The 21,069-nt window shown below is 66.5% G+C and carries 18 protein-coding genes; 7 read left to right on the plus strand and 11 right to left on the minus strand.

Annotated elements, in window-relative coordinates; genetic code table 11:
- Window positions 1-84: 84 nt before the first annotated feature.
- Window positions 85-1,089, minus strand: a complete 1,005-nt coding sequence (locus P3W75_RS17110) for a DUF481 domain-containing protein (protein WP_276228504.1) — start codon at window positions 1,087-1,089, stop codon at window positions 85-87.
- Window positions 1,090-1,280: 191 nt separating this feature from the next.
- Here P3W75_RS17110 and P3W75_RS17115 point away from each other — a divergent pair, with 191 nt between their 5' ends.
- Both P3W75_RS17115 and ampG read left to right on the plus strand, forming a co-directional pair.
- Complete coding sequence (locus tag P3W75_RS17115) at window positions 1,281-1,658, plus strand: MGMT family protein (RefSeq protein ID WP_276228505.1); 378 nt, start codon at window positions 1,281-1,283, stop codon at window positions 1,656-1,658.
- 35 nt (window positions 1,659-1,693) lie between these two features.
- Window positions 1,694-3,502, plus strand: a complete 1,809-nt coding sequence (ampG, locus tag P3W75_RS17120) for an MFS transporter AmpG (protein ID WP_276228506.1) — start codon at window positions 1,694-1,696, stop codon at window positions 3,500-3,502.
- A gap of 187 nt (window positions 3,503-3,689) precedes the next feature.
- Here ampG and P3W75_RS17125 read toward each other — a convergent pair whose 3' ends face one another.
- Both P3W75_RS17125 and P3W75_RS17130 read right to left on the minus strand, forming a co-directional pair.
- On the minus strand, window positions 3,690-4,538 hold the full coding sequence (locus P3W75_RS17125; RefSeq protein ID WP_276228507.1) for a mechanosensitive ion channel family protein: 849 nt from the start codon (window positions 4,536-4,538) through the stop codon (window positions 3,690-3,692).
- 118 nt (window positions 4,539-4,656) lie between these two features.
- Window positions 4,657-5,136 carry a YajQ family cyclic di-GMP-binding protein gene (locus tag P3W75_RS17130; protein WP_276228508.1) on the minus strand — a complete coding sequence of 160 codons (480 nt, stop codon included), beginning with the start codon at window positions 5,134-5,136 and terminating at the stop codon, window positions 4,657-4,659.
- 151 nt (window positions 5,137-5,287) lie between these two features.
- On the opposite strand from P3W75_RS17130, the gene P3W75_RS17135 reads away from it, so the two are divergent.
- From P3W75_RS17135 to P3W75_RS17150, 4 genes are read left to right on the plus strand one after another with little or no spacing between them, the layout of a single operon-like run.
- Complete coding sequence (locus tag P3W75_RS17135; protein ID WP_276228509.1) at window positions 5,288-6,253, plus strand: response regulator; 966 nt, start codon at window positions 5,288-5,290, stop codon at window positions 6,251-6,253.
- Between the two features lie 39 nt (window positions 6,254-6,292).
- Window positions 6,293-7,207, plus strand: coding sequence for a putative 2-dehydropantoate 2-reductase (locus P3W75_RS17140; RefSeq protein ID WP_276228510.1), 915 nt, complete (start codon window positions 6,293-6,295; stop codon window positions 7,205-7,207).
- A 57-nt stretch (window positions 7,208-7,264) separates the two neighbouring features.
- The gene (locus P3W75_RS17145; protein ID WP_276228538.1) at window positions 7,265-9,310 is read left to right on the plus strand and encodes a sensor histidine kinase; all 2,046 of its coding nucleotides are present in this window, start codon (window positions 7,265-7,267) and stop codon (window positions 9,308-9,310) included.
- A 3-nt stretch (window positions 9,311-9,313) separates the two neighbouring features.
- Complete coding sequence (locus tag P3W75_RS17150) at window positions 9,314-9,886, plus strand: cob(I)yrinic acid a,c-diamide adenosyltransferase (RefSeq protein ID WP_276228511.1); 573 nt, start codon at window positions 9,314-9,316, stop codon at window positions 9,884-9,886.
- 75 nt (window positions 9,887-9,961) lie between these two features.
- Here the strand turns inward: P3W75_RS17150 and P3W75_RS17155 are convergent, their stop codons facing one another.
- The 4 genes from P3W75_RS17155 to secA form a co-directional block, all read right to left on the minus strand.
- Complete coding sequence (locus P3W75_RS17155; protein WP_276228512.1) at window positions 9,962-10,912, minus strand: Nudix family hydrolase; 951 nt, start codon at window positions 10,910-10,912, stop codon at window positions 9,962-9,964.
- Window positions 10,913-10,941: 29 nt separating this feature from the next.
- Window positions 10,942-11,571, minus strand: coding sequence for a glutathione S-transferase family protein (locus tag P3W75_RS17160; RefSeq protein WP_276228513.1), 630 nt, complete (start codon window positions 11,569-11,571; stop codon window positions 10,942-10,944).
- A gap of 108 nt (window positions 11,572-11,679) precedes the next feature.
- Window positions 11,680-12,897, minus strand: a complete 1,218-nt coding sequence (argJ, locus tag P3W75_RS17165) for a bifunctional glutamate N-acetyltransferase/amino-acid acetyltransferase ArgJ (RefSeq protein WP_276228514.1) — start codon at window positions 12,895-12,897, stop codon at window positions 11,680-11,682.
- Between the two features lie 92 nt (window positions 12,898-12,989).
- Window positions 12,990-15,740, minus strand: a complete 2,751-nt coding sequence (gene secA / locus P3W75_RS17170) for a preprotein translocase subunit SecA (RefSeq protein WP_276228515.1) — start codon at window positions 15,738-15,740, stop codon at window positions 12,990-12,992.
- A gap of 304 nt (window positions 15,741-16,044) precedes the next feature.
- On the opposite strand from secA, the gene P3W75_RS17175 reads away from it, so the two are divergent.
- Window positions 16,045-16,500, plus strand: coding sequence for a DUF721 domain-containing protein (locus P3W75_RS17175; protein ID WP_276228516.1), 456 nt, complete (start codon window positions 16,045-16,047; stop codon window positions 16,498-16,500).
- A gap of 172 nt (window positions 16,501-16,672) precedes the next feature.
- Here P3W75_RS17175 and lpxC read toward each other — a convergent pair whose 3' ends face one another.
- From lpxC to P3W75_RS17195, 4 genes are all read right to left on the minus strand, one after another.
- Entirely contained in the window at window positions 16,673-17,584 is a 912-nt protein-coding gene (gene lpxC, locus P3W75_RS17180; protein ID WP_276228517.1) for a UDP-3-O-acyl-N-acetylglucosamine deacetylase, read from the minus strand.
- Between the two features lie 112 nt (window positions 17,585-17,696).
- Window positions 17,697-18,881 carry a cell division protein FtsZ gene (gene ftsZ, locus P3W75_RS17185; protein WP_276228518.1) on the minus strand — a complete coding sequence of 395 codons (1,185 nt, stop codon included), beginning with the start codon at window positions 18,879-18,881 and terminating at the stop codon, window positions 17,697-17,699.
- Window positions 18,882-18,936: 55 nt separating this feature from the next.
- A complete protein-coding gene (ftsA, locus tag P3W75_RS17190) occupies window positions 18,937-20,184 on the minus strand; it encodes a cell division protein FtsA (RefSeq protein WP_276228519.1) in 1,248 nt (415 codons plus the stop codon).
- A gap of 21 nt (window positions 20,185-20,205) precedes the next feature.
- Complete coding sequence (locus tag P3W75_RS17195; protein WP_276228520.1) at window positions 20,206-21,069, minus strand: cell division protein FtsQ/DivIB; 864 nt, start codon at window positions 21,067-21,069, stop codon at window positions 20,206-20,208.

Raw genomic sequence — 21,069 nt, forward strand, 5'->3', positions numbered from 1 at the left:
GACCCAGTGACTCCGTCACGGCGTTGAACGCAGGAGCGCGTCGCGAAAATGCGGGATACGCCATTCGCTCGCGCCACGAAGACGTTACCAGCCCACGCCGATCCCCAGGGTGTAGCGCCGCTGGTTCACCCCGCCGTCTTCGGCGCTCAGGCGGTCCCACTCGCCCTTCAGGCTCAGCGCCGCCCAGGAGGTCAGCTTGTAGCGGATGCCCGCCTCGCTATCGACTTCGTAGTCGACCTTGGACGACAGCGGCTTGCCCACCTCGCCGTTGGTGAATATCTCGAACTGCTTGGCGAACAGGTAGCGGTTGTAGTCCCACTTCATGCTCGCCGAGTAGAAGTGGTCCTTCTGGTTGTCGACGAACTCGTAGTCGTTGCGGTTGATCAGCCCGGCCAGCGAGAAGGAGCCCAGCTCGTCGTCCCAGAACTGGTAGCCGGGGCCGGTACCGACGGTGCGCTTCTTCTCCAGCTCCTCGACCCAGTCGCGCTTGTACTGGGTCTTGCCCTGCCAGAACCAGTGCTCGTCGATGAAGCGGTCCAGGGCGTATTCCACCGAGTAGTTGTTGACGCTGACCGAGTCGTCCTTCTTCTCGCGGTTGTAGTCGCCCTGCAGGTTGTGCCGCCACATGCCGTGGCGGGCGTTGGTCTTGAAGTCGATGTCGTAATCCTCGACATCGTTCTCGGCCATGGTGTGGTCGACGGAGAAGTCCACCTGGCCCTTCCACACCCAGTCCTGCAACAGCGGGCGTGGCGGCACAATCTGCTCGATGCTGGCCAGCGGCACGGTTTCCTCGCTTCCGTTGACCAGGGTGACCTTGCCCGGCTCGGCGGCCTTCAGGCCCTTGGAGTGCTCGCCAGTGGCGTCCTGGTCATGCTTCACCAGCAGGTTCTGCTCGGTCTGCAGGGTGGCGATCTTGTCGCCGGTGAGGGTGACCTCGCCGGCGTAGTCGGTGGCCAGCACCAGGCGACCGCCGTCGTAGAGCTTGATCTTACCGGTCAGCCGGTCACCGTTCTTCAACCAGACGGTATCGGCCAGGGAAGACAACGGGGCGGCGGCAACGGCGAGGCACAGCAGGGTTCTGGACAGCATGAGCGGCATTCATCTTGGATGGCTGGAAAAAAAGCCGGGCATTATCCCGATACCCGGCACCAGAGCAACGACTGACCGGCCTGCATGCGCGGAGTTCAACTGGATGGATGAAGGGTTCTTCCGACATCATTGCCTCGACGAACGCGGGCGCTATGCTGCCCGACAGGCCCGCCGCCACCGGAAACCCCGCCATGCCCCCGAAAAGCAAAGCCTCGCCGCCGCCCCCCGCCGACCTCGGCCTGGAGAGCCTGCAGGTACGCCGCGAGGCCATCTACCTGGCGCTGGCCCAGGTGCCCGAGGGCCACGTGGTGAGCTACGGCGAGCTGGCCCGCATGGCCGGCCTGGGTCGCGCCGCGCGCCTGGTCGGCAAGGTGCTCAGCCAGCTGCCGGAAGGCTCGAAGCTGCCCTGGCACCGGGTGATCGCCGCCGGCGGGCGGATCAGCCTGCCGCTGGGCAGCCCCGGCGGCGACGAGCAACGGGCACGATTGCGCGCCGAGGGTGTCCGAATCCATAACGATCGGGTGGACATACGTCGGCACGGCTGGCTTCACGGCGGGCTCTGCGAGTAGAGTTCGCGTAATTTTTTGCGCGCTGGAAACCATTCATGAAGAAGCACTCCTGGCGAGAGGCACTGGTTGCCTACAAGTCTCCCGCCAGTCTCGCGCTTTTGCTGCTCGGCTTCGCCGCCGGGCTGCCGACGATGCTGGTCTTCACCACACTCTCGGTGTGGCTGCGGGAGGCCGGCGTAGCGCGGGAAACCATCGGTTTCGCCAGCTGGCTAGGGCTGGTCTACGCGTTCAAGTGGGTGTGGTCGCCGATGCTCGACCAGTGGCGCCTGCCGCTGATCGGCCGGCTCGGGCGGCGGCGCTCCTGGCTGGTGTTCTCCCAGGCGCTGATCGCCGTCGGCCTGCTCGGCATGGCGCTGTGCAACCCGCAGTCTCACCTGCCCTGGCTGATCGGCCTGGCCCTGGTGGTGGCCTTCGCCTCGGCCACCCAGGACATCGCCATCGACGCCTACCGCCTGGAGATCGCCGAGAACACCCGCCAGGCGGCGTTGGCCGCCTGCTACATGACCGGCTATCGCGGCGCCGTGCTGCTGGCCAGCGCCGGCGCGCTGTTCCTCGCCGAATGGCTGGGCTCCAGCAGCCTGCACTACAGCCAGGCGGCCTGGGGCATGACCTACGCGCTGTTCTCCCTGCTGATCCTGCCCGGCCTGCTCACCAGCCTGCTGATCCGCGAGCCGGAAGTGAACGTGCAGCCGCAGACCCTGGGCAACTCCGCCTTCCCCTTCAACCACCAGTTGCTCTCGGTGCTGCAACTGCTGGTGCTGCTGATTTCGCTGCCGGCCATGCTCACCGCGCTGACCAACCAGGCCTGGCCACGGGCGGGGCTCTACGCCCTGTTCATCGCGGTGTGCATGACCCCGCGCGGGCGCAAGCAGATCCGCCCGGTGCGCGAGCTGATCTCGCGGGTGCGCAGGCCTCTGCTGATCGCCGCCCACGGCAAGGGCGTGCCGCAATTCGACTTCGTCCACCAGGCGGTGTCGGTGATCGTGCTGATCATCCTGCTGGTGACCGGCACGGCCATGGCCAACTCGGCCAACGCCGGCAAGTGGTGGCTTGCCAGCCTCTACCTGCTGATCGCCGTGAGCTGCCTGTCGGCGCCCGGCCGCCTGCTGATGGCGCCGGTGCTGACGCCGATCACCGAATTCATCCGCCGCTACCGCTGGCAGGCGCTGTTGCTGCTCGGGCTGATCTCCACCTACCGGCTCTCGGACACGGTGATGGGGGTGATGGCCGGGGTGTTCTACATCGACATGGGCTTCTCCAAGGAAGTCATCGCCACCGTCAGCAAGCTGTTCGGGGTGATCATGACCCTGGTCGGCGCAGCGGCTGGCGGCGTCCTCATCGCCCGCTTCAACATCCTGCCGATCCTGTTCATCGCCGGCGCCGCCTCGGCCGGCACCAACCTGCTGTTCGCCATGCTCGCGCACATGGGCCCGATCACCGACCCGACGGTGCTCGGCCAGGACGTCTTCAGCCTGCTGCGCGAACTGGAACCCCACGTCAGCATGTTCGTGCTGACCATCATGCTCGACAACTTCAGCGGCGGCCTGGCCGCCTCGGCCTTCGTCGCCTACCTGTCGAGCCTGACCAACCTGAAGTTCTCCGCCACCCAGTACGCCATGCTCAGCTCCACCATGCTGCTGCTGCCGCGCTTCATCGGCGGCTACTCGGGCAAGATGGTCGAGCACATGGGCTACGAGCACTTCTTCTTCGTCACCGCCGTGCTCGGCATCCCCACCCTGCTGCTGATCGGCTGGCTGTGGCTGCGCCGCCACAACGGCATGCCCGATGGCGTGCCGAGCGAACCGGAAGAACCGAGCGCCCCTCCGCGCAGCACAAGTTCGTAGGGCGCATAACGCCTACGGCGTTATCCGCCGAATCGCGGACAAAGTCCGCTCCTACAGCGCCAGGAAGCACGAGCGTAGGAGCGGACTCCGTCCGCGATTGGACTTACCGGCCATACCGGACAGCGCGGATAGCGGCGCAGAAACGACAAAGGCCGGCATATAGCCGGCCTTTTTCATGGGCTCGCCCTCAGTCGACGAAGGCTTCCTCCTCGGAACCCCGGACCACCCGCACTACCCGGCCCGGCACGGCCAGGTCGATGCCGCGGTCGCGCAGGCACAGGCGCACCTGCTCGTTGAGCATGAAGGTCACCGCGCCGAAGTCGCCGTTGGCGGTCCACAGGCGCAGCGACAGGGTCACCGAGTTCTCGCCCAGGGCCGCGACCACCACCACCGGCGCCGGGCTCTTCAGCACGCGCGGGTCCTGCGCCAGCTCCAGGAGCATCGCGCGGGCGGCGTCCAGGTCGGCGTCGAAGGCCAGCTTGAGGTCGAAGATCACCTGGCGCGTGGCCTGGCTCGAGACGTTGGTGATGATGCCGTTGGACAGCGCGCCGTTGGGCATGATCACCGTGCGGTTGTCACCGGTGCGCAGCACGGTGTGGAAGATCTGGATGCTGTCCACGGTGCCGGAAACGCCCATCGCCTCGATGGCGTCGCCGATCTTGAACGGGCGGAACAGCAGGATCAGCACGCCGCCGGCGAAGTTCGCCAGGCTGCCCTGCAGGGCCAGGCCGATGGCCAGGCCGGCGGCGCCGATGGCGGCGACGAAACTGGTGGTCTGGATGCCGATCATCGACGCCACGCTGACCACCAGGAGAATCTTCAGGACGATGTTCACCAGGCTGCCGATGAACCCCTGCAGGGTCTTGTCCACCCGCTGGTTGGCCAGCAGGCCGCCGACCCGGCGGGTCACCAGGTTGATCAGCCACCAGCCGATGAGCAGGGTGAGCAGCGCCAGCACGGCGTTGCCCAGGTAACTGAGCACCACCGGCGTCCAGGCCTCCGCGCTCCGTACTATCTGGTCGTAATGCATATCCATGGAATGGGGCCCCCTAGGTATTCGATGCGTGGAAATGCGAACGCCATGGCGAACCATGGCGTTCGGTGTTCGCCGGGCGACACTCTATTGCGACGCCGCCCGGTCGACGAGGTTCCGCTCAATCGCGGAAGTTGTTGAACTGCAGCGGCATGCCCAGGGACTCGCCGCGCAGCAGCGCGATGGCTTCCTGCAGGTCGTCGCGCTTCTTGCCGGTGACGCGCACCTGCTCGCCCTGGATGGCGGCCTGCACCTTGAGCTTGCGCTCCTTGATCAGGGCGACGATCTTCTTCGCCAGCTCCTTGTCGATGCCCTCGCGGAACTCGACTTCCTGCTTGACCACCTTGCCCGAGGCGAAAGCGTCCTTGATTTCCATGCACTGGATGTCGATCTTGCGCTTGACCAGGTTGCCGCGCAGGATCTCGAGCATCTGTTCGAGCATGAAGTCGGCCTCGGCAGTCAGGGTCACAGCCTTGTCTTTCGACTCGAAGCTGCACTTGCCCTTCAGGTCGAAGCGGCGGTCGAGTTCCTTGTTGGCGTTGTCCAGGGCGTTGGTCAGTTCGTGCTTGTCCAGTTCGGACACCACGTCGAACGAAGGCATGTCATCTCTCCAGATGGACGGCGCGACCCGGTTCACAGTCGGGTATGCGCCTGGCTTGACGGTAAAAATGCGCGCTCATTATAACTGAGCCACAAGCACGCGACCGGTCCGGAACCGGCGACGCCCCCTCTCCCCCCTCGAGCACCATCCCATGCCTACCAACCATCTGAGCATCCTGGTGGTCGACGACGCGAAATTCTCCAGCGCCATGATCGGCCGCGCCCTGAGCCAGGCCGGTTACCAGAACGTGCGCTTCGCCAGCAGCGCCAGCGAGGCCCTGCAGCTGCTCGAGCAGGAGCCGGTGAGCGTGCTCCTGGCCGACTGGCTGATGCCGGAGATGGACGGCCTGGAGCTGACCGCACGGGTGCGCCAGCTCGACGAGAGCGGCGACCACTACACCTACATCATCCTGCTCACCGGCAAGGAAGGCGACAACGTGCTCGCCGAGGCCTTCGACCGCGGCGTCGACGACTTCGTCAGCAAGACCGCCATGAGCGAGCAACTGGTGCCGCGCGTGCTGGCCGCCGACCGCCTGTGCAACACCCTGCAGCGCCTGCTGGTGGAAAACCGCCTGCTCACCGAAAACATCAACCGCCTGGAAGAGCGCAACCTGGTGGACGCCGCCACCGGCCTGGGCAACCTGCGCTACCTGCGGCAGAAACTCGCCGACAGCATCCGCCAGGTGGAATCCCGTGGCGGCGCCATGTGCTACCTGCTGATCGGCATTCCGGCGCTGCTGGAGCGCGACGCACAGCGTTTCCCGGGTTTCCACCACGAGCTGCTGCACGGCATCGGCCGGCGCCTGCAGCAACTGGTGCGGCCGCTGGACGTGCTGACGCGCATCGACGAGCAGCATTTCGGCCTCATCACCCTGATCGAAGATCTGCAGGAGTGCTCGCCGAGCAGCTTCCGCCGCCTGCACGAAGGCCTCAACCTCAAGGCCTTCAAGACCAGCCAGGGCTTCGTCAGCCTCAAGGCCGGCATAGCCCTGGTGGGCCTGGACGCCAAATCGCTGCCGGTGCAGGTGGAAGACCTGCTGGAACAGGCCCGCACCCTGCTGCCCGACGCCTACGCCAGCGGGCGGATCAACGCCAGCCGGCTGCCCGGGGTGCGCTAGACTTCGCGGTAAGTCCCCGAACCCCGCGAAGCATCCGCCATGAACTGGACCATCCTCGGCGCCGGCAGCCTCGGCAGCCTCTGGGCCGCCCGCCTGGCCCGCGCCGGCCTCCCCGTGCAGCTGCTGCTGCGTGACCGCCAGCGCCTGGCCGCCTATCGCGCCCGCGGCGGCCTCAGCCTGTGCGAGGACGGCCGCGAAAGCCTCTACCCGATCCCGGCGGAAACCGCCGAGCACCTGAACGCCCCGATCCAGCGCCTGCTCGTGGCCTGCAAGGCCTACGACGCCGAGGAGGCCGCCGCCAGCGTGGCCGCGCACCTGGCCCCCGGCGCCGAGATCATCCTGTTGCAGAACGGCCTGGGTAGCCAGCAGGCGGTCGCCACGCACCTGCCGCGAGCGCGCTGCCTGTATGCCTCCAGCACCGAGGGAGCGTTCCGCGACGGTGATTTCCGCGTGGTCTTCGCCGGCCGTGGGCAAACCTGGATCGGCGACGAACGCGGCGGCCCCGCGCCGGCCTGGCTGGACGACCTGGCCCGCGCCGAGATTCCCGCGCAGTGGAGCACGGACATCCTCGAACGCCTGTGGCGCAAGCTGGCGCTGAACTGCGCGATCAACCCGCTGACCGTGCTGCACAATTGCCGCAACGGCGAGTTGGCCGGGCACGCCGAGGAAGTCGCCGGGCTCTGCGACGAGCTCGGCCAACTGCTCCACGCCAGCGGCCACGACAGCGCCGCCCGGGAGCTGCAAGGCGACGTCGAGCGGGTGATAGCCGCCACCGCCGCGAACTATTCATCCATGTACCAGGACGTCGCCCAGGGCCGTCGCACCGAAGTCGCCTACCTGCTCGGCCATGCCTGCGCGCAAGGCCATCGCCTGGGCCTGGCGTTGCCCGGATTGAACGCCCTGCACCTGCGCCTGCGCGCCCTGCTGCGCCTGCGCGGATTGCCCGAGGCCTGAACGGCGGGCTAACCTGCCCGCCCCGCCTTTCACCACAGAGCGTCTATGCCGTCCTTCATCAACCTGCGCCAGCGCCTGGAAAACCTGCCGGTCGGCCAGAAGATCCTCGCCGCCCTGCTGGTGCTGCTGGCCACGGTGCTGCTGGTGGCCAACCTGGCGTTCATCAGCGCCGCCTACTGGATCTCCCAGGACAGCGTGGCGCCCCAGGCCCTGCAGACCATCGGCCGGCTGATCGCCAACCCGGCGCTGAGCTTCCCGGCGCTGAGCTCGCCGGAGCAGGCCAGCGCCCTGCTCGCCCAGCTCGACGACTACCAGCCGCTGCGCGCCGCCGCGCTCTACGACGCCGACGGCACGCGCCTGGCGCAGTCCCGCGAAGGCTCGCTGCCCAAGCACCTGGAGCAACTGGAGAACTGGCGCGCCCACGAATACCGGCTCAACGCCCTGTTCGAGCTGCCGCAACCCGGCGGACGCAACGGCTACCTGTTGCTGGTGGCCAGCAGCGAACTGCCCGGCGCCTTCTACACCGGCACCCTCACCGCCAGCCTGGTGATCCTCGCGGTCAGCGTGCTGCTGTGGATGCTCATCGCCCAGCAGATCCGCCGCCTCATCACCCGGCCGATCCGCAGCCTGGAGGAGCTCTCGCGCCAGGTCACCCGCGAGGAGAACTACGCGCTGCGCGCCGAGCGCGGCAACGCCGACGAGATCGGCCGCCTGTCCGACGCCTTCAACACCATGCTGACCCGCATCGAGGCCCGCGAGCAGCAGCTCAAGCGCGCCCGCGACGACGCTCAGGACGCCATGGGCCAGGCCCAGGGCCTGGCCGAGGAAACCCGGCGTTCGAACCGCAAGCTGGAGCTGGAAGTCCAGGTGCGCAGCAAGATCGAGAAGAAGCTCACCGGCTTCCAGCACTACCTCAACAGCATCATCGACTCCATGCCCTCGGCGCTGATCGCGGTGGACGAGCAGCTCTACGTCACCCAGTGGAACCAGGAGGCCAGCAGCCTCTCCGGCACCAGCCTGGACGACGCGGTGAACCAGCCGGTGTTCCTCGCCTTCCCCTCGCTCAAGCCGTTCCTCCTGCAGCTCACCCGCGCCGCCGAGCAGCACAAGGTCGAGCGCGTCGAACGCGTCACCTGGGCGCTGACCGACTCGCCCCGCCACTACGCGCTGACCTTCTACCCGCTGATGGGTGGCACCGGCCGTGGCGCGGTGATCCGCATCGACGACATCACCGAGCGCCTGGGCATGGAAGAGCTGATGGTGCAGTCGGAGAAGATGCTCTCGGTGGGCGGCCTGGCCGCCGGCATGGCGCACGAGATCAACAACCCGCTCGGTGCCATCCTGCACAACGTGCAGAACATCCGCCGGCGCCTGTCGCCGGAGCTGCCGAAGAACCTGGAAGTCGCGGGCGAGGTCGGGATCACCCTGGAAGACCTCAACCACTACCTGGAAGCGCGGGAGATTCCCAAGCTGATGGACGGCATCCAGTACGCCGGCTCCCGCGCCGCCAAGATCGTCACCCATATGCTCGCCTTCAGCCGCCGCAGCCACCGGCAGATGGCGCCCAGCGAGCTGCCGGCGCTGATCGAGCAGGCGGTGGAGATCGCCGGCAACGACTTCGACCTCACAGGCGGCTTCGACTTCAAGTCGCTGGAGATCGTCCACGAGTTCGACCCGCGCCTGGGACCGGTGCCGGTGATCGCCAACGAATTCGAGCAGGTCCTGCTCAACCTGCTGAAGAACGCCGCCCAGGCCATCCACCAGCGCGACGACGAGGAAGAAGGCGAGCTCGGCCGCATCATCCTGCGTACGCGGCTGAACCCGCCCTGGGCGGAAATCCAGGTCGAGGACAACGGCTCGGGCATGCCGGAGACGGTGCGCAAACGCATCTTCGAGCCCTTCTTCACCACCAAGGAGGTCGGCCAGGGCACCGGCCTGGGCCTGTCGGTGTCGTATTTCATCATCACCAACAACCACAAGGGGCAGATGGAAGTGCAGTCGGAGCTTGGCCAGGGCACCTGTTTCACCCTGCGCCTGCCGCTGGGCGACGAGCCCGCGCCGCCGCCGGTGCCGCCAGCGCCCCCGCAGAACAAGGAGCTCTGAGGCATGGGCTATCGGCTGTCGAAGATCTACACCCGCACCGGCGATGCCGGCGAAACCGGCCTGGCCGATGGCAGCCGGGTGCCCAAGCACCACCCGCGCATCGAGGCGATCGGTTGCGTGGACGAATTGAACAGCCAATTGGGCCTGCTGCTGGCCGACCTGCAAGAGGCCCGCAGCGCCGCGCTGGACCAGTTGCTGACGGTGCTGGCACCGGTGCAGCATCGCCTGTTCGACCTCGGTGGCGAACTGGCGATGCCGGAATACCGCGCCCTCGACGACCTGGAGATCGCCCGCCTGGAGCAGGCCATCGATGCCTGGAACGAGGAGCTGGAGCCGCTCAAGGACTTCATCCTCCCCGGCGGCTCCCGGCTGGTGGCGCAGGTCCACGTGTGCCGCAGCCTGGCACGCAAGGCCGAGCGCCGCTGCCAGCAGCTCAACGCCGAAGAGCCGTTGCAGGGCGCGGGGCTGCGCTACCTGAACCGCCTGTCGGACCTGCTGTTCGTCGCCGCGCGCATCGCCGCCAAACGCCAGGGCGTGGCCGAGGTGCTGTGGAAGGCGGCGGAAAAACCCGCCTGATCGACCTCACCCCGTAGGAGCGGGCCATGCCCGCGAATCGCGCGCATGGCGCGCTCCTACGATGGGAGTCGGCGCCTAGGCCCCGGCCTTCGGCCAGAACGCGCGGATACCCGCCACGCCCTGGGCGCCGGCCTGCCAGGCGCGTTCCACGTCCTGCGGGCCCAGCCCGCCAAGCAGGAACACCGGCTGGTTGAAGCCTTCGATCAATCGCTGCGCCGCTTCCCAGCCCAGCGCCGGCTCGCCCGGATGGCTCTCGGTGGGCTGCACCGGCGACAGGGTGACGAAGTCCACGCCCATGGCGCTGGCCAAGGCCAGCTCCTCGGCGCCGTGGCAGGAGGCCGCGAGCAGCCGCTCCTGCGGGAACGGCCGGCCCTTTTCCGCGTACTTGCGCAGCTGCTCGGCGGTCAGGTGCCAGCCGGCCGACGGGAAGTCGCCCAACCACTCCAGCGGCCCCTTGAGCATCAGCTGCGCCTTGCCGGCGCACAGGCCCACGGCGTCGACCGCCATGTCGCGGTACTCCGGGCTGTACATGTTCGGCGCGCGCAGCTGGATCAGCCGCACACCGCCCGCCACGGCGGCGCGGATGCCCTGCAGGGTTTCCTGCGGGTCGAGGCCGTCGGGCGTGATCAGGTAGCGCTCGGGCAACCGCGCGGCGTGCACGATCGGTCGGTTGGCGGCGGGAAACTCATAGTCCGCCAGCTCCCGTGGGGCGACCCAGGCCAGTGGCTGGCCCTCGGCGCCATGGGGTTCACCGGCGAACGCCGAGACCTCCCAGACGTCCAGCAGCACCTGCTTGTCCGGGTAGTCATGGGCCACGCGGATCAGCGGCCGGGCACGCTCGACGCGGATGCCCAGCTCCTCCTGCAACTCGCGGCCCAGCGCGGCCTCGACCGGCTCGCCGTCCTCCACCTTGCCACCGGGGAACTCCCAGAGCCCGCCCTGGTGCTTGTCATCCGGCCGCCGGGCGATCAGCACGCGGCCATCGGCCCCTCGGATCACGGCAGCGGCGACATGTACTCGTTTCACGGTCTAACTCCTCGTTACAGGGCCGGCGCTCACTGGCGCTCGGCCAGGGCGGCATTGAGCCAGGGCTGGAAGGCCGCCCACTGGTAGATGGTGTCCACGTAGGCCTTGGCCAGCGGCGGCAGCTCCACGGCGTAGCTGCGCAGGCGGGTGGCCACCGGGGCGTAGAAGGCATCAGCGATGCTGGCGTGGCCGAACAGGAAGGGCCCGTCCTGGCCGAAGCGTTCACGGCACATCGTCCAGAGCTCGATGACCCGGGCGATATCGTTTTCCACCTCGGCCGGCACCTTGGCCAGCGCCTTGTGGCGCTGCAGGTCCATCGGCATGTGCGAGCGCAGCGCCATGAAGCCGCTGTGCATCTCGGCGCATACCGAACGGGCCAGGGCCCGCGCCGCCTCGCCGCGCGGCCACAGGTGCGCCTCGGGGAAGCGCTCGGCCAGGTACTCGGCGATCGCCAGGGAGTCCCAGATCGGCCCGTCCTCGCACTTGAGCAACGGCACCTTGCCGGTGGGCGAGTGCTCGCGGATGCGCCGCGCGGTGTCGACGCCGCCGAGGGGAATCAACACCTCATCGTACGCCGCGCCGGTCAGCTGCATCGCCAGCCAGGCGCGCAGCGACCAGGACGAAAGGTTCTTGCTGCCAATTACCAGGGTCAGGGACATCTCCGCACTCCTCATGGGTTCGCTCGTCATCCAGCGACCATAAGAGCAGAGCCGCGCCAGGGCAAATTCCCGATTTTCATCCAGGGATGAAAACCGGGAATGGCTCGATCAGGTGCGGTATTCCGCGTTGATCTTGACGTACTCGTGGGACAGGTCGGTGGTCCAGATGGTCTCGCTGCAATCGCCGCGGCCCAGCTCGATACGGATGGTGATTTCCTCCTGGGCCATCACCCGCGCGCCCTGGTCCTCGGTGTAGCTGGCGGCGCGGCAGCCGCGGCTGGCGATGCACACTTCGTCGAGGAAGACGTCGATCTTGCTGACATCCAGGTTGGGCACGCCGGCGTAGCCGACGGCGGCCAGGATGCGGCCCCAGTTCGGATCGGAGGCGAACAGCGCGGTCTTGATCAGCGGCGAGTGAGCCACGGCGTAGCCGACGTCCAGGCATTCCTGGTGGGTGCCGCCGCCGTTCACCTGCACGGTGACGAACTTGGTGGCGCCTTCGCCGTCGCGGACGATGGCCTGGGCCAGCTCCATGGACACTTCGATCACCGCCTGCTTCAGGGCGCTGAACAGCGCGCCGCTGGCCTGGGTGATTTCCGGCAGCGCGGCCTGGCCGGTGGCGACCAGGGTGCAGCTGTCGTTGGTGGAGGTGTCGCCGTCGATGGTGATGCGGTTGAACGACTTGTTCGCCGCGTCGCGCAGCAGGTCCTGCAGCACGCCCTGGGCGACCTTGGCGTCGGTGGCGATGTAGCCGAGCATGGTCGCCATGTTCGGCTTGATCATGCCGGCGCCCTTGCTGATGCCGGTGACGGTGACGGTCACGCCATCGTGGCTGAACTGGCGGCTGGCGCCCTTGGGCAGGGTGTCGGTGGTCATGATACCGGCGGCGGCTTCAGCCCAGTTGTCGGCGCCAAGGGCGGCCAGCGCAGCCGGCAGCGCGGCTTCGATCTTGGCTACCGGCAGCGGCTCGCCGATCACCCCGGTGGAGTACGGCAGCACCTGGCTCTCGTCGCCCCCGACCAGCTCGGCCAGCTTGGCGCACACCGCCGAAGCGTTGGCCAGGCCCGGCTCGCCGGTGCCGGCGTTGGCGTTGCCGGTGTTGGTCACCAGGTAGCGCACCGGGCCCAGGAAGCGCTGTTTGCACAGCAGCACCGGCGCGGCGCAGAAGGCGTTGGTGGTGAACACCCCGGCCACGGTGGAGCCTTCGGCGCAGCGCATCACCACGACGTCCTTGCGACCGGGGCGCTTGATGCCGGCGGAAGCGATGCCGAGTTCGAAACCGGGCACCGGGTGCAGGGTGGAGATGGGGCCGAGACCGACAGCCATGGATGTACTCCTCAGGAAAAAGGGTGGATCGAATGAGAAAAACGCCGCGAGCGGCAGAGCCGGTCGCGGCGTTGGTAGTCAGGGCAGGTGGATCAGTTCACCTGGCCATGGCAATGCTTGTACTTCTTGCCGGAGCCACAGGGGCACAGCTCGTTGCGGCCAATCTTGGGCTCGCTGCGTACCGGCTCCAGGGGCACGACTTCGCCGGGGCCGACCGGCTCCTCGCCTTCCTCGACGGCGTCGGCCTGGTCGATGGAGGGCGCCTCGGCATGCTGGAACTGCATGCGCTTGGCCATTTCCTCGGCCTCGCGGCGCAGGCGGGCTTCTTCCTCGGCCGGGTCTTCGCGGCGAACCTGGACGAAGGACAGTACGCGGATGGTGTCGCGCTTGATCGAATCCAGCAGTTCCTGGAACAGGTTGAAGGACTCGCGCTTGTATTCCTGCTTCGGGTTCTTCTGCGCGTAGCCGCGCAGGTGGATGCCGTGGCGCAGGTGGTCCATGGTGGACAGGTGGTCCTTCCACAGGTCGTCCAGCACGCGCAGCAGCATCTGTTTCTCGAAGGTGCGCAGGGCCTCGGCGCCGGCCATGTCTTCCTTCTCGTTATAGGCGCTGACCAGCTCGGCGAGGAGCTTCTCGCGCAGGGTTTCCTCGTAGAGCTTCTCGTCGTCGTCCAGCCACTGCTGGACCGGCAGCTTCAGGCCGAAGTCGCTGTACAGCGAGGCTTCCAGGCCGGAAATGTCCCACTGCTCGGGCAGCGACTGCGGCGGGATGTGCTGGCTGACGGTGGCGTTGAGCACTTCCTCGCGGAACTCGGCGATGGTGTCGCCGATGTTCTCCGCGGCCAGCAGGCTGTTGCGCATGTGGTAGATCACCTTGCGCTGTTCGTTGGCCACGTCGTCGAACTCGAGCAGCTGCTTGCGGATGTCGAAGTTGCGGCCTTCGACCTTGCGCTGCGCCTTCTCGATGGCGTTGCTGACCATGCGGTGCTCGATGGCCTCGCCCGGCTGCATGCCCAGGGCCTTCATGAAGTTCTTCACCCGGTCGGAGGCGAAGATGCGCATCAGGTTGTCTTCCAGCGACAGGTAGAAACGGCTGGAACCCGGGTCGCCCTGGCGGCCGGCACGGCCACGCAGCTGGTTGTCGATACGGCGGGATTCGTGGCGCTCGGAGGCGATCACGTGCAGGCCGCCGGCCTCGATCACCTGCTGGTGGCGCTTCTGCCACTCGGCCTTGATCTGCGCGACCTGCTCGTCGCTCGGGCTTTCCAGCCCGGCGATCTCGGCTTCCCAGTTGCCGCCCAGGAGGATGTCGGTACCACGGCCGGCCATGTTGGTGGCGATGGTCACCGAGCCCGGCGCACCGGCTTGCGCGATGATCTCGGCTTCCTTCTCGTGGTACTTGGCGTTGAGCACCTTGTGCTCGATACCGGCCTGCTGCAGCAGCTGCGAGACGTACTCGGAAGTCTCGATGGAGGCGGTGCCGACCAGGATCGGACGGCCCAGCGCCTTGCTCTGCTGGATGTCGGTGATGATCGCCGCGTACTTCTCTTCCTGGGTCAGGTAGACCAGGTCGTTGAAGTCCTTACGGGCGACCGGGCGGTGGGTCGGGATCACCACCACGTCGAGGCCGTAGATCTGGCGGAACTCGAAGGCCTCGGTGTCGGCGGTGCCGGTCATGCCGGACAGCTTGGCGTAGAGGCGGAAGTAGTTCTGGAAGGTGGTCGAGGCCAGGGTCTGGCTCTCGGCCTGGATCGGCAGGTTTTCCTTCGCCTCGATGGCCTGGTGCAGGCCCTCGGAGAGGCGGCGGCCGGGCATGGTGCGGCCGGTGTGCTCGTCGATCAGCAGGACCTGGTCGCCCTGGACGATGTACTCGACGTTGCGGTGGAACAGGGTGTGGGCGCGCAGCGCGGCGTAGACGTGGGTCAGCAGGCTGAGGTTGTGCGCCGAGTAGAGGCTCTCGCCCTCGCCGAGCAGGCCGGCCTGGGTCAGCAGTTCCTCGACGTAGGCGTGGCCCTGTTCGTTGAGTTCGACCTGGCGGGTCTTCTCGTCGATGCTGTAGTGGCCCTGCTGGGTCACCTGGCCTTCGACTTCCTCGATGTGGCGCTTCAGGCGCGGGATCAGCTTGTTGATCTTGATGTACAGCTCGGAGCTGTCTTCGGCCTGGCCGGAGATGATCAGCGGAGTCCGCGCTTCGTCGATGAGGATCGAGTCCACTTCGTCGACCACGGCGAAGTTCAGCTCACGCTGGAACTTGTCGTCCAGGCTGAACGCCATGTTGTCGCGCAGGTAGTCGAAACCGAATTCGTTGTTGGTGCCGTAGGTGATGTCCGAGGCGTAGGCAGCGCGTTTTTCCTCCGGCGGCTGGAACGGCGTGACCACGCCGACCGACAGGCCGAGGAATTCGTACAGTGGACGCATCCAGTTGGCGTCGCGGCGGGCCAGGTAGTCGTTCACGGTGACCACGTGCACGCCCTTGCCGGACAGCGCGTTCAGGTACACCGCCAGGGTGCCCACCAGGGTCTTGCCCTCACCGGTGCGCATCTCGGCGATCTTGCCTTCGTGCAGCGACATGCCGCCGATCAGCTGGACGTCGAAGTGGCGCATGCCCATGACCCGCTTGCCCGCCTCGCGAGCCACGGCGAAGGCTTCGGGCAGCAGTTGGTCGAGGCTCTCGCCCTTGGCCACGCGTGCCTTGAACTCTTCGGTCTTGGCCTTCAGTTGCTCATCGGAAAGCGCCACCATCTGCGGCTCGAGCGCATTGATGGCCTGGATCTGCTTGGCCATGCGCTTAACTTCACGCTCGTTCTTGCTTCCAAAGAGTTTTTTCAACAAAGGCGCAAACATATCGACTGGGTCATCCGAACTTGGGGAATGGAGGGCTGCCCGACTGGCTGGCCGCGGCTTGCATCGACGGCAAAGGGGGCATTCTACTCGGAAACGTGAACGAAAGAAGTGCCCAGGTCATGCCGGGGAACTTCGCCGCCGGCACGTTGCCCGGCAGAAACTCGGGGAGGACTGGCAGTCCGACTGCTTTATATTGTGTCGTACGGGGAAAGTTCAAGGTTTGCCTGTTGCATCCGTCACGTCCACGCCCGGCGAAAGGGCGCATCTGCTACCATCGGCCCTCATCTCCCCGGGATTTTCCACCATGGCGTTCCGCCCGCTGCCGGCCCAGGCCACTACCAAGCTGCTGCGCGAAGCCAAGCCGTTGCAAGGCCTGTTCAACGAGGCCCAGCGCCTGGCCCAGCTGCAGCAACTGCTCGACAGCCAGCTGCAGCCAGCGGCCCGCCCGCATTGCCGGGTCGCCTCGTGGCGCGGCGGCAGCCTGCTGCTGGTGCTCACCGACGCGCACTGGGCCACCCGCCTGCGCTATCAGCAGAAGCGCCTGCTGCGCCAGCTGCAGATGTTCGAGGAATTCGCCGGCCTGCAGCACATCCTGTTCAAGGTCCAGCCGCAGGTCGAACGCCAGGCGCCGAAGCGCACCCACCACCTTTCCCCCGCCGCCGCCGAGACCCTGCAAGAAGCCGCCGAAGGCATTGCCAACCCGCGACTGCGCGCGGCGCTGGAACGCCTGGCCAGCCGCAGCCGCCAGCAAGACGACTGAGCCGCACCCTACCGCCGGTCCCTTCTCGCCCTTCACCGGAGCGGGCCGATGAACTCGTGAGAACTTTCCCTTTCCAAACTCCAGCCCAGTTGCCTGCCGCGTTTCGCACGCATAAAAAAAGGCCACCCGAGGGTGGCCTTCAATATGTACAGCTTGAAAGGAGGAGGTTTCCTCACACGGCCGCAGCGGGCCGCATGTAGGAGATCGGCGCGGTACTCGCGTCTTCGAAGGTCACCACTTCCCAAGCCTCCTTGTCCGCGATGAGCGTGCGGAGCAGGCGGTTGTTCAGGGCGTGGCCGGACTTGAAGCCGCGGAATTCGCCGATAAGGCTGTTACCAAGCAGGTACAGGTCACCGATGGCGTCCAGGATCTTGTGCTTGACGAACTCGTCCTCGTAACGAAGACCGTCTTCGTTGAGCACGCGATACTCGTCGACCACGATGGCGTTCTCCACGCTGCCGCCGAGTGCCAGGTTCTGCGAACGCAGGTACTCGATGTCGCGCATGAACCCGAAGGTCCGTGCACGGCTGACTTCCTTGACGAAGGAAGTGCTGGAGAAATCCACCGTCGCCTTCTGGGTACGACCACGGAAGACCGGGTGATCGAAATCGATCTCGAAGCTCACCTTGAAGCCGTCGAAGGGAACGAAAGTGGCGCTCTTGTCGCCCTCTTCCACGGTCACTTCGCGTTTGATGCGGATGAACTTCTTGGCCGCGTCCTGCTCTTGCAGGCCTGCGGACTGGATCAGGAATACGAAGGGACCCGCGCTGCCGTCCATGATCGGGACTTCCGATGCGGACAGCTCGACATAGGCGTTGTCGATCCCCAGGCCTGCCATGGCCGAGAGCAGATGCTCCACCGTATCCACTTTGACGTCACCCTTTACCAGGGTGGTCGACATGGTGGTCTCGCCGACGTTCGAGGCGCGGGCAGGAATTTCCACCGCGGGATCAAGGTCGGTACGGACGAACACGATACCGCTGTCCACCGGTGCCGGCTTCAGGGTGAGGTAAACCTTCTCCCCCGAGTGCAGACCGACGCCGGTAGCCCGGATGATGTTCTTCAAGGTGCGTTGTCTGATCATGGCTTTGGCCGCTTTCGCGCAAGTTGCGAACTGTTGTCAACAATGGGCGGCGATGATAGCAGAACCGCCCTTTGCTGAACACCAATCACATTCATACTCCTGATAAATTGCCTCAATCGGCCTGGCGACGCAGGAATGCCGGGATATCCAGGTAGTCCAGGTCGTCCTGCGGGTTGAGCTTGGCCGCGGTGGCAGCGCCGGCGTGAGCCTGGTTGCGCATCACGGTCGGACGGTCGAGGTCACGGTAGTTCACCGACTGCTGCTCGCGCTGTACCGGAGCCTGGCTGCTGACCGACTGGGTCTGCACGGTGTTGTCGACGACCTTGACCGGCTTCTCCAGGCGCGCGCCCAGACCGGTGGCGACCACGGTGACGTGCAGCTCGTCGCGCATGTCCGGATCGATCACGGTGCCCACCTTGACGGTGGCGTGCTCGGAAGCGAACTGCTCGATGATGTTGCCGACGTCGGAGTACTCGCCCAGGGACAGGTCCGGACCGGCGGTGATGTTCACCAGGATGCCGCGCGCGCCCTGCAGGTTGACGTCTTCCAGCAGCGGGTTGCGGATGGCGGCCTCGGTGGCCTCGCGAGCGCGGTTCGGGCCGCTGGCGGCGCCGGTGCCCATCATGGCCATGCCCATTTCGCTCATCACGGTCTTCACGTCGGCGAAGTCGACGTTGATCATGCCCGGACGCTTGATGATGTCGGAGATGCCACGCACGGCGCCGGCCAGCACGTCGTCCGCCTTGGCGAAGGCAGCCAGCAGGCTGGCGTCCTTGCCGAGAATGGTCAGCAGCTTCTCGTTGGGGATGGTGATCAGCGAGTCGACGCTTTCGGCGAGCGAGCGGATGCCTTCATCGGCGATCTGCATGCGCTTGCGGCCCTCGAACGGGAACGGACGGGTGACCACTGCAACGGTCAGGATGCCCATTTCTTTCGCCACTTCGGCGATGATCGGCGCAGCACCGGTACCGGTACCGCCACCCATGCCGGTGGTGATGAAGACCATGTCGGCGCCTTCCAGCACCTCGGCGATGCGCTCGCGGTCCTCGATCGCGGCCTGACGGCCGACTTCGGGGTTGGCGCCAGCGCCCAGGCCCTTGGTCACGCCCGGACCGAGCTGCAGTACGGTGCGCGCCGCGATGTTCTTCAGCGCCTGGGCGTCGGTGTTGGCGCAGATGAATTCCACGCCATCGACGTTGTTCTTGGCCATGTGGTTCACGGCGTTGCCGCCGCCACCACCGACACCGATGACTTTGATTACTGCTGTTTGTGGGACGTTATCGACGAGTTCGAACATTTTCCCCTCTCCTTCCTTTCTAGTTGTGTCGCCTACGTTTTACCGCGCCGGTAAATCAGAAGTTGCCCTGGACCCAGCGTTTCAGCCGTTCCAGCACAGGTGTCTTGGGTTCATCGCTAAAGCTGCCGCCAGCGGACATGGAGACGCCGTCGGACTGTTTCTGCAGCCCGTACATGAGCAGGCCCACGCCCGTGGAATAGATAGGATTGCGCACGACATCGGTCAGTCCCTTGACCCCGTGCGGTACGCCCAGGCGCACCGGCATGTGAAAGATCTCTTCGGCCAGCTCGACAGCGCCTTCCATCTTGGCGGTGCCGCCGGTCAGGACGATCCCCGCGGGGATCAGATCCTCATAGCCGCTGCGCCGCAGCTCGGCCTGGACCAGGGTGAAGAGCTCGTCGTAACGCGGCTCGACGACCTCGGCCAGGGCCTGGCGCGACAACTCGCGAGGCGGCCGGTCGCCGACGCTGGGCACCTTGATGGTTTCCCCCGCGCCGGCCAGTTTGGCTAGCGCGCAAGCATATCGAATCTTGATCTCCTCGGCATACTGGGTCGGGGTGCGCAGGGCCATGGCGATGTCGTTGGTGACCTGATCGCCGGCGATCGGGATCACCGCCGTATGGCGGATCGCGCCTTCGGTGAAGATGGCGATGTCGGTGGTGCCGCCGCCGATGTCCACCAGGCACACGCCCAGTTCCTTCTCGTCCTCGGTGATCACCGAGTAGGCCGAGGCCAGTTGCTCGAGGATGATGTCGTCCACTTCCAGGCCGCAGCGACGCACGCACTTCTCGATGTTCTGCGCGGCGTTCACCGCGCAGGTCACCACGTGCACCTTGGCTTCCAGGCGTACGCCGGACATGCCCAGGGGTTCGCGGACGCCTTCCTGGTTATCGATCACGTAGTCCTGCGCCAGGGTGTGCAGCACCCGCTGGTCGGCCGGGATCGCCACCGCCTGGGCGGCGTCGAGCACGCGGTCGATGTCGGCCGGGCTGACCTCACGGTCGCGGATCGCCACGATGCCGTGGGAATTCAGGCTGCGGATATGGTTGCCGGCGATGCCGACGAACGCCGAGTGGATACGGCACCCGGCCATCTGCTGGGCCTCGTCGATGGCGCGCTGGATGGACTGCACGGTGGACTCGATGTTCACCACCACGCCCTTCTTCAGGCCGCGCGACGGATGGGTACCGATTCCGACGATCTCCAGCTTGCCGTCGGCCGCGACCTCTCCCACCAGTGCCACCACCTTGGAGGTACCGATGTCCAGGCCGACCACCATCTTGCCGCTCTGCACGCTTGCCATGGTTATTGCTGTCTCCTCAAATCACTGCGCGGGCGTGGCCTGGGCCACGTCCGTCTGCGGCAGCGGGTCGCGCCACGCCACGGACAAGCCGTTGGGGTAGCGCATGTCGATGCGCGCGATCTTGGCTATCTGTTCTTTCAACGCCTTCTCGTAGATGGTCACGAAACGGCGGATCTGTTCGACCGTGTGGTCGCGGCCCAGGACGATTTCCACGCCCTGGGCGGTGTTCAGGGTCCAGGCGCCACGCGAGCTCATCTCCAGGCTGGCGATGGTGAAGCCCAGCGGCCGCAGCAATTGGCTGAGGATCTGGTACTGCTGCATCACCTTCTGCTGGGCGAACTGCGGGCCGGACAGGCGCGGCAGGTGCTCGTAGTGCGACACCTCGTGCGGGGCGAAGGCCTGGCCCTGGTTGTTCAGCAGCGCCTCGTCGCCCCAGCGGGCCACCGGCAGCTGTTCTTCCAGGTGGATCACCACCTGGTCCGGCCAGACACGGCGGACTTCGGCGTGGGCGATCCAGGGCATCTGCTCCAGCTCCTGGCGCATGCCGGCCAGGTCGATGGTGAAGAAGCTGGCCGAGACGAACGGCGCGATGCGCTGTTGCACCGCCTGCTGGCTGATGTAGCTGAGGTCGCCCTCGACGTTGATCTTGGCGATCGGGCGGTCGGCGTAGGGCAGCACGTACTGCGCCCCCTGGTAGGCGCCGAAGCCCAGCACGGCCAGCAGCAACGGCCACATCAGGATGCGCAGGAAGCCGAAGCTGGGCCTCGGCAGGCGAGCGCTGATCGGCTCCTTCGCCACCAGGCGGCTGGCGCCGCGCGGCACCGGCTTGCGCGCAGGCACGCGGCCGATTCCGGGTTGCGAGTGGCGGAGCATCGCGCCGTTCAT

It is taken from the genome of Pseudomonas citronellolis, from assembly GCF_029335315.1.
GTDB lineage: Bacteria > Pseudomonadota > Gammaproteobacteria > Pseudomonadales > Pseudomonadaceae > Pseudomonas > Pseudomonas citronellolis_A.

What these genes read in the sequence shown, in the direction of transcription:
- P3W75_RS17125 (WP_276228507.1), bottom strand. Translation starts at nt 4,538, where the DNA reads ATGGATATGCATTACGACCAGATAGTACGGAGCGCGGAGGCCTGGACG.
- ampG (WP_276228506.1), top strand. Translation starts at nt 1,694, where the DNA reads ATGAAGAAGCACTCCTGGCGAGAGGCACTGGTTGCCTACAAGTCTCCC.
- P3W75_RS17110 (WP_276228504.1), bottom strand. Translation starts at nt 1,089, where the DNA reads ATGCTGTCCAGAACCCTGCTGTGCCTCGCCGTTGCCGCCGCCCCGTTG.
- P3W75_RS17135 (WP_276228509.1), top strand. Translation starts at nt 5,288, where the DNA reads ATGCCTACCAACCATCTGAGCATCCTGGTGGTCGACGACGCGAAATTC.
- ftsA (WP_276228519.1), bottom strand. Translation starts at nt 20,184, where the DNA reads ATGGCAAGCGTGCAGAGCGGCAAGATGGTGGTCGGCCTGGACATCGGT.
- secA (WP_276228515.1), bottom strand. Translation starts at nt 15,740, where the DNA reads ATGTTTGCGCCTTTGTTGAAAAAACTCTTTGGAAGCAAGAACGAGCGT.
- P3W75_RS17195 (WP_276228520.1), bottom strand. Translation starts at nt 21,069, where the DNA reads ATGAACGGCGCGATGCTCCGCCACTCGCAACCCGGAATCGGCCGCGTG.
- P3W75_RS17115 (WP_276228505.1), top strand. Translation starts at nt 1,281, where the DNA reads ATGCCCCCGAAAAGCAAAGCCTCGCCGCCGCCCCCCGCCGACCTCGGC.
- argJ (WP_276228514.1), bottom strand. Translation starts at nt 12,897, where the DNA reads ATGGCTGTCGGTCTCGGCCCCATCTCCACCCTGCACCCGGTGCCCGGT.
- P3W75_RS17140 (WP_276228510.1), top strand. Translation starts at nt 6,293, where the DNA reads ATGAACTGGACCATCCTCGGCGCCGGCAGCCTCGGCAGCCTCTGGGCC.
- ftsZ (WP_276228518.1), bottom strand. Translation starts at nt 18,881, where the DNA reads ATGTTCGAACTCGTCGATAACGTCCCACAAACAGCAGTAATCAAAGTC.
- P3W75_RS17130 (WP_276228508.1), bottom strand. Translation starts at nt 5,136, where the DNA reads ATGCCTTCGTTCGACGTGGTGTCCGAACTGGACAAGCACGAACTGACC.
- lpxC (WP_276228517.1), bottom strand. Translation starts at nt 17,584, where the DNA reads ATGATCAGACAACGCACCTTGAAGAACATCATCCGGGCTACCGGCGTC.
- P3W75_RS17175 (WP_276228516.1), top strand. Translation starts at nt 16,045, where the DNA reads ATGGCGTTCCGCCCGCTGCCGGCCCAGGCCACTACCAAGCTGCTGCGC.
- P3W75_RS17160 (WP_276228513.1), bottom strand. Translation starts at nt 11,571, where the DNA reads ATGTCCCTGACCCTGGTAATTGGCAGCAAGAACCTTTCGTCCTGGTCG.
- P3W75_RS17150 (WP_276228511.1), top strand. Translation starts at nt 9,314, where the DNA reads ATGGGCTATCGGCTGTCGAAGATCTACACCCGCACCGGCGATGCCGGC.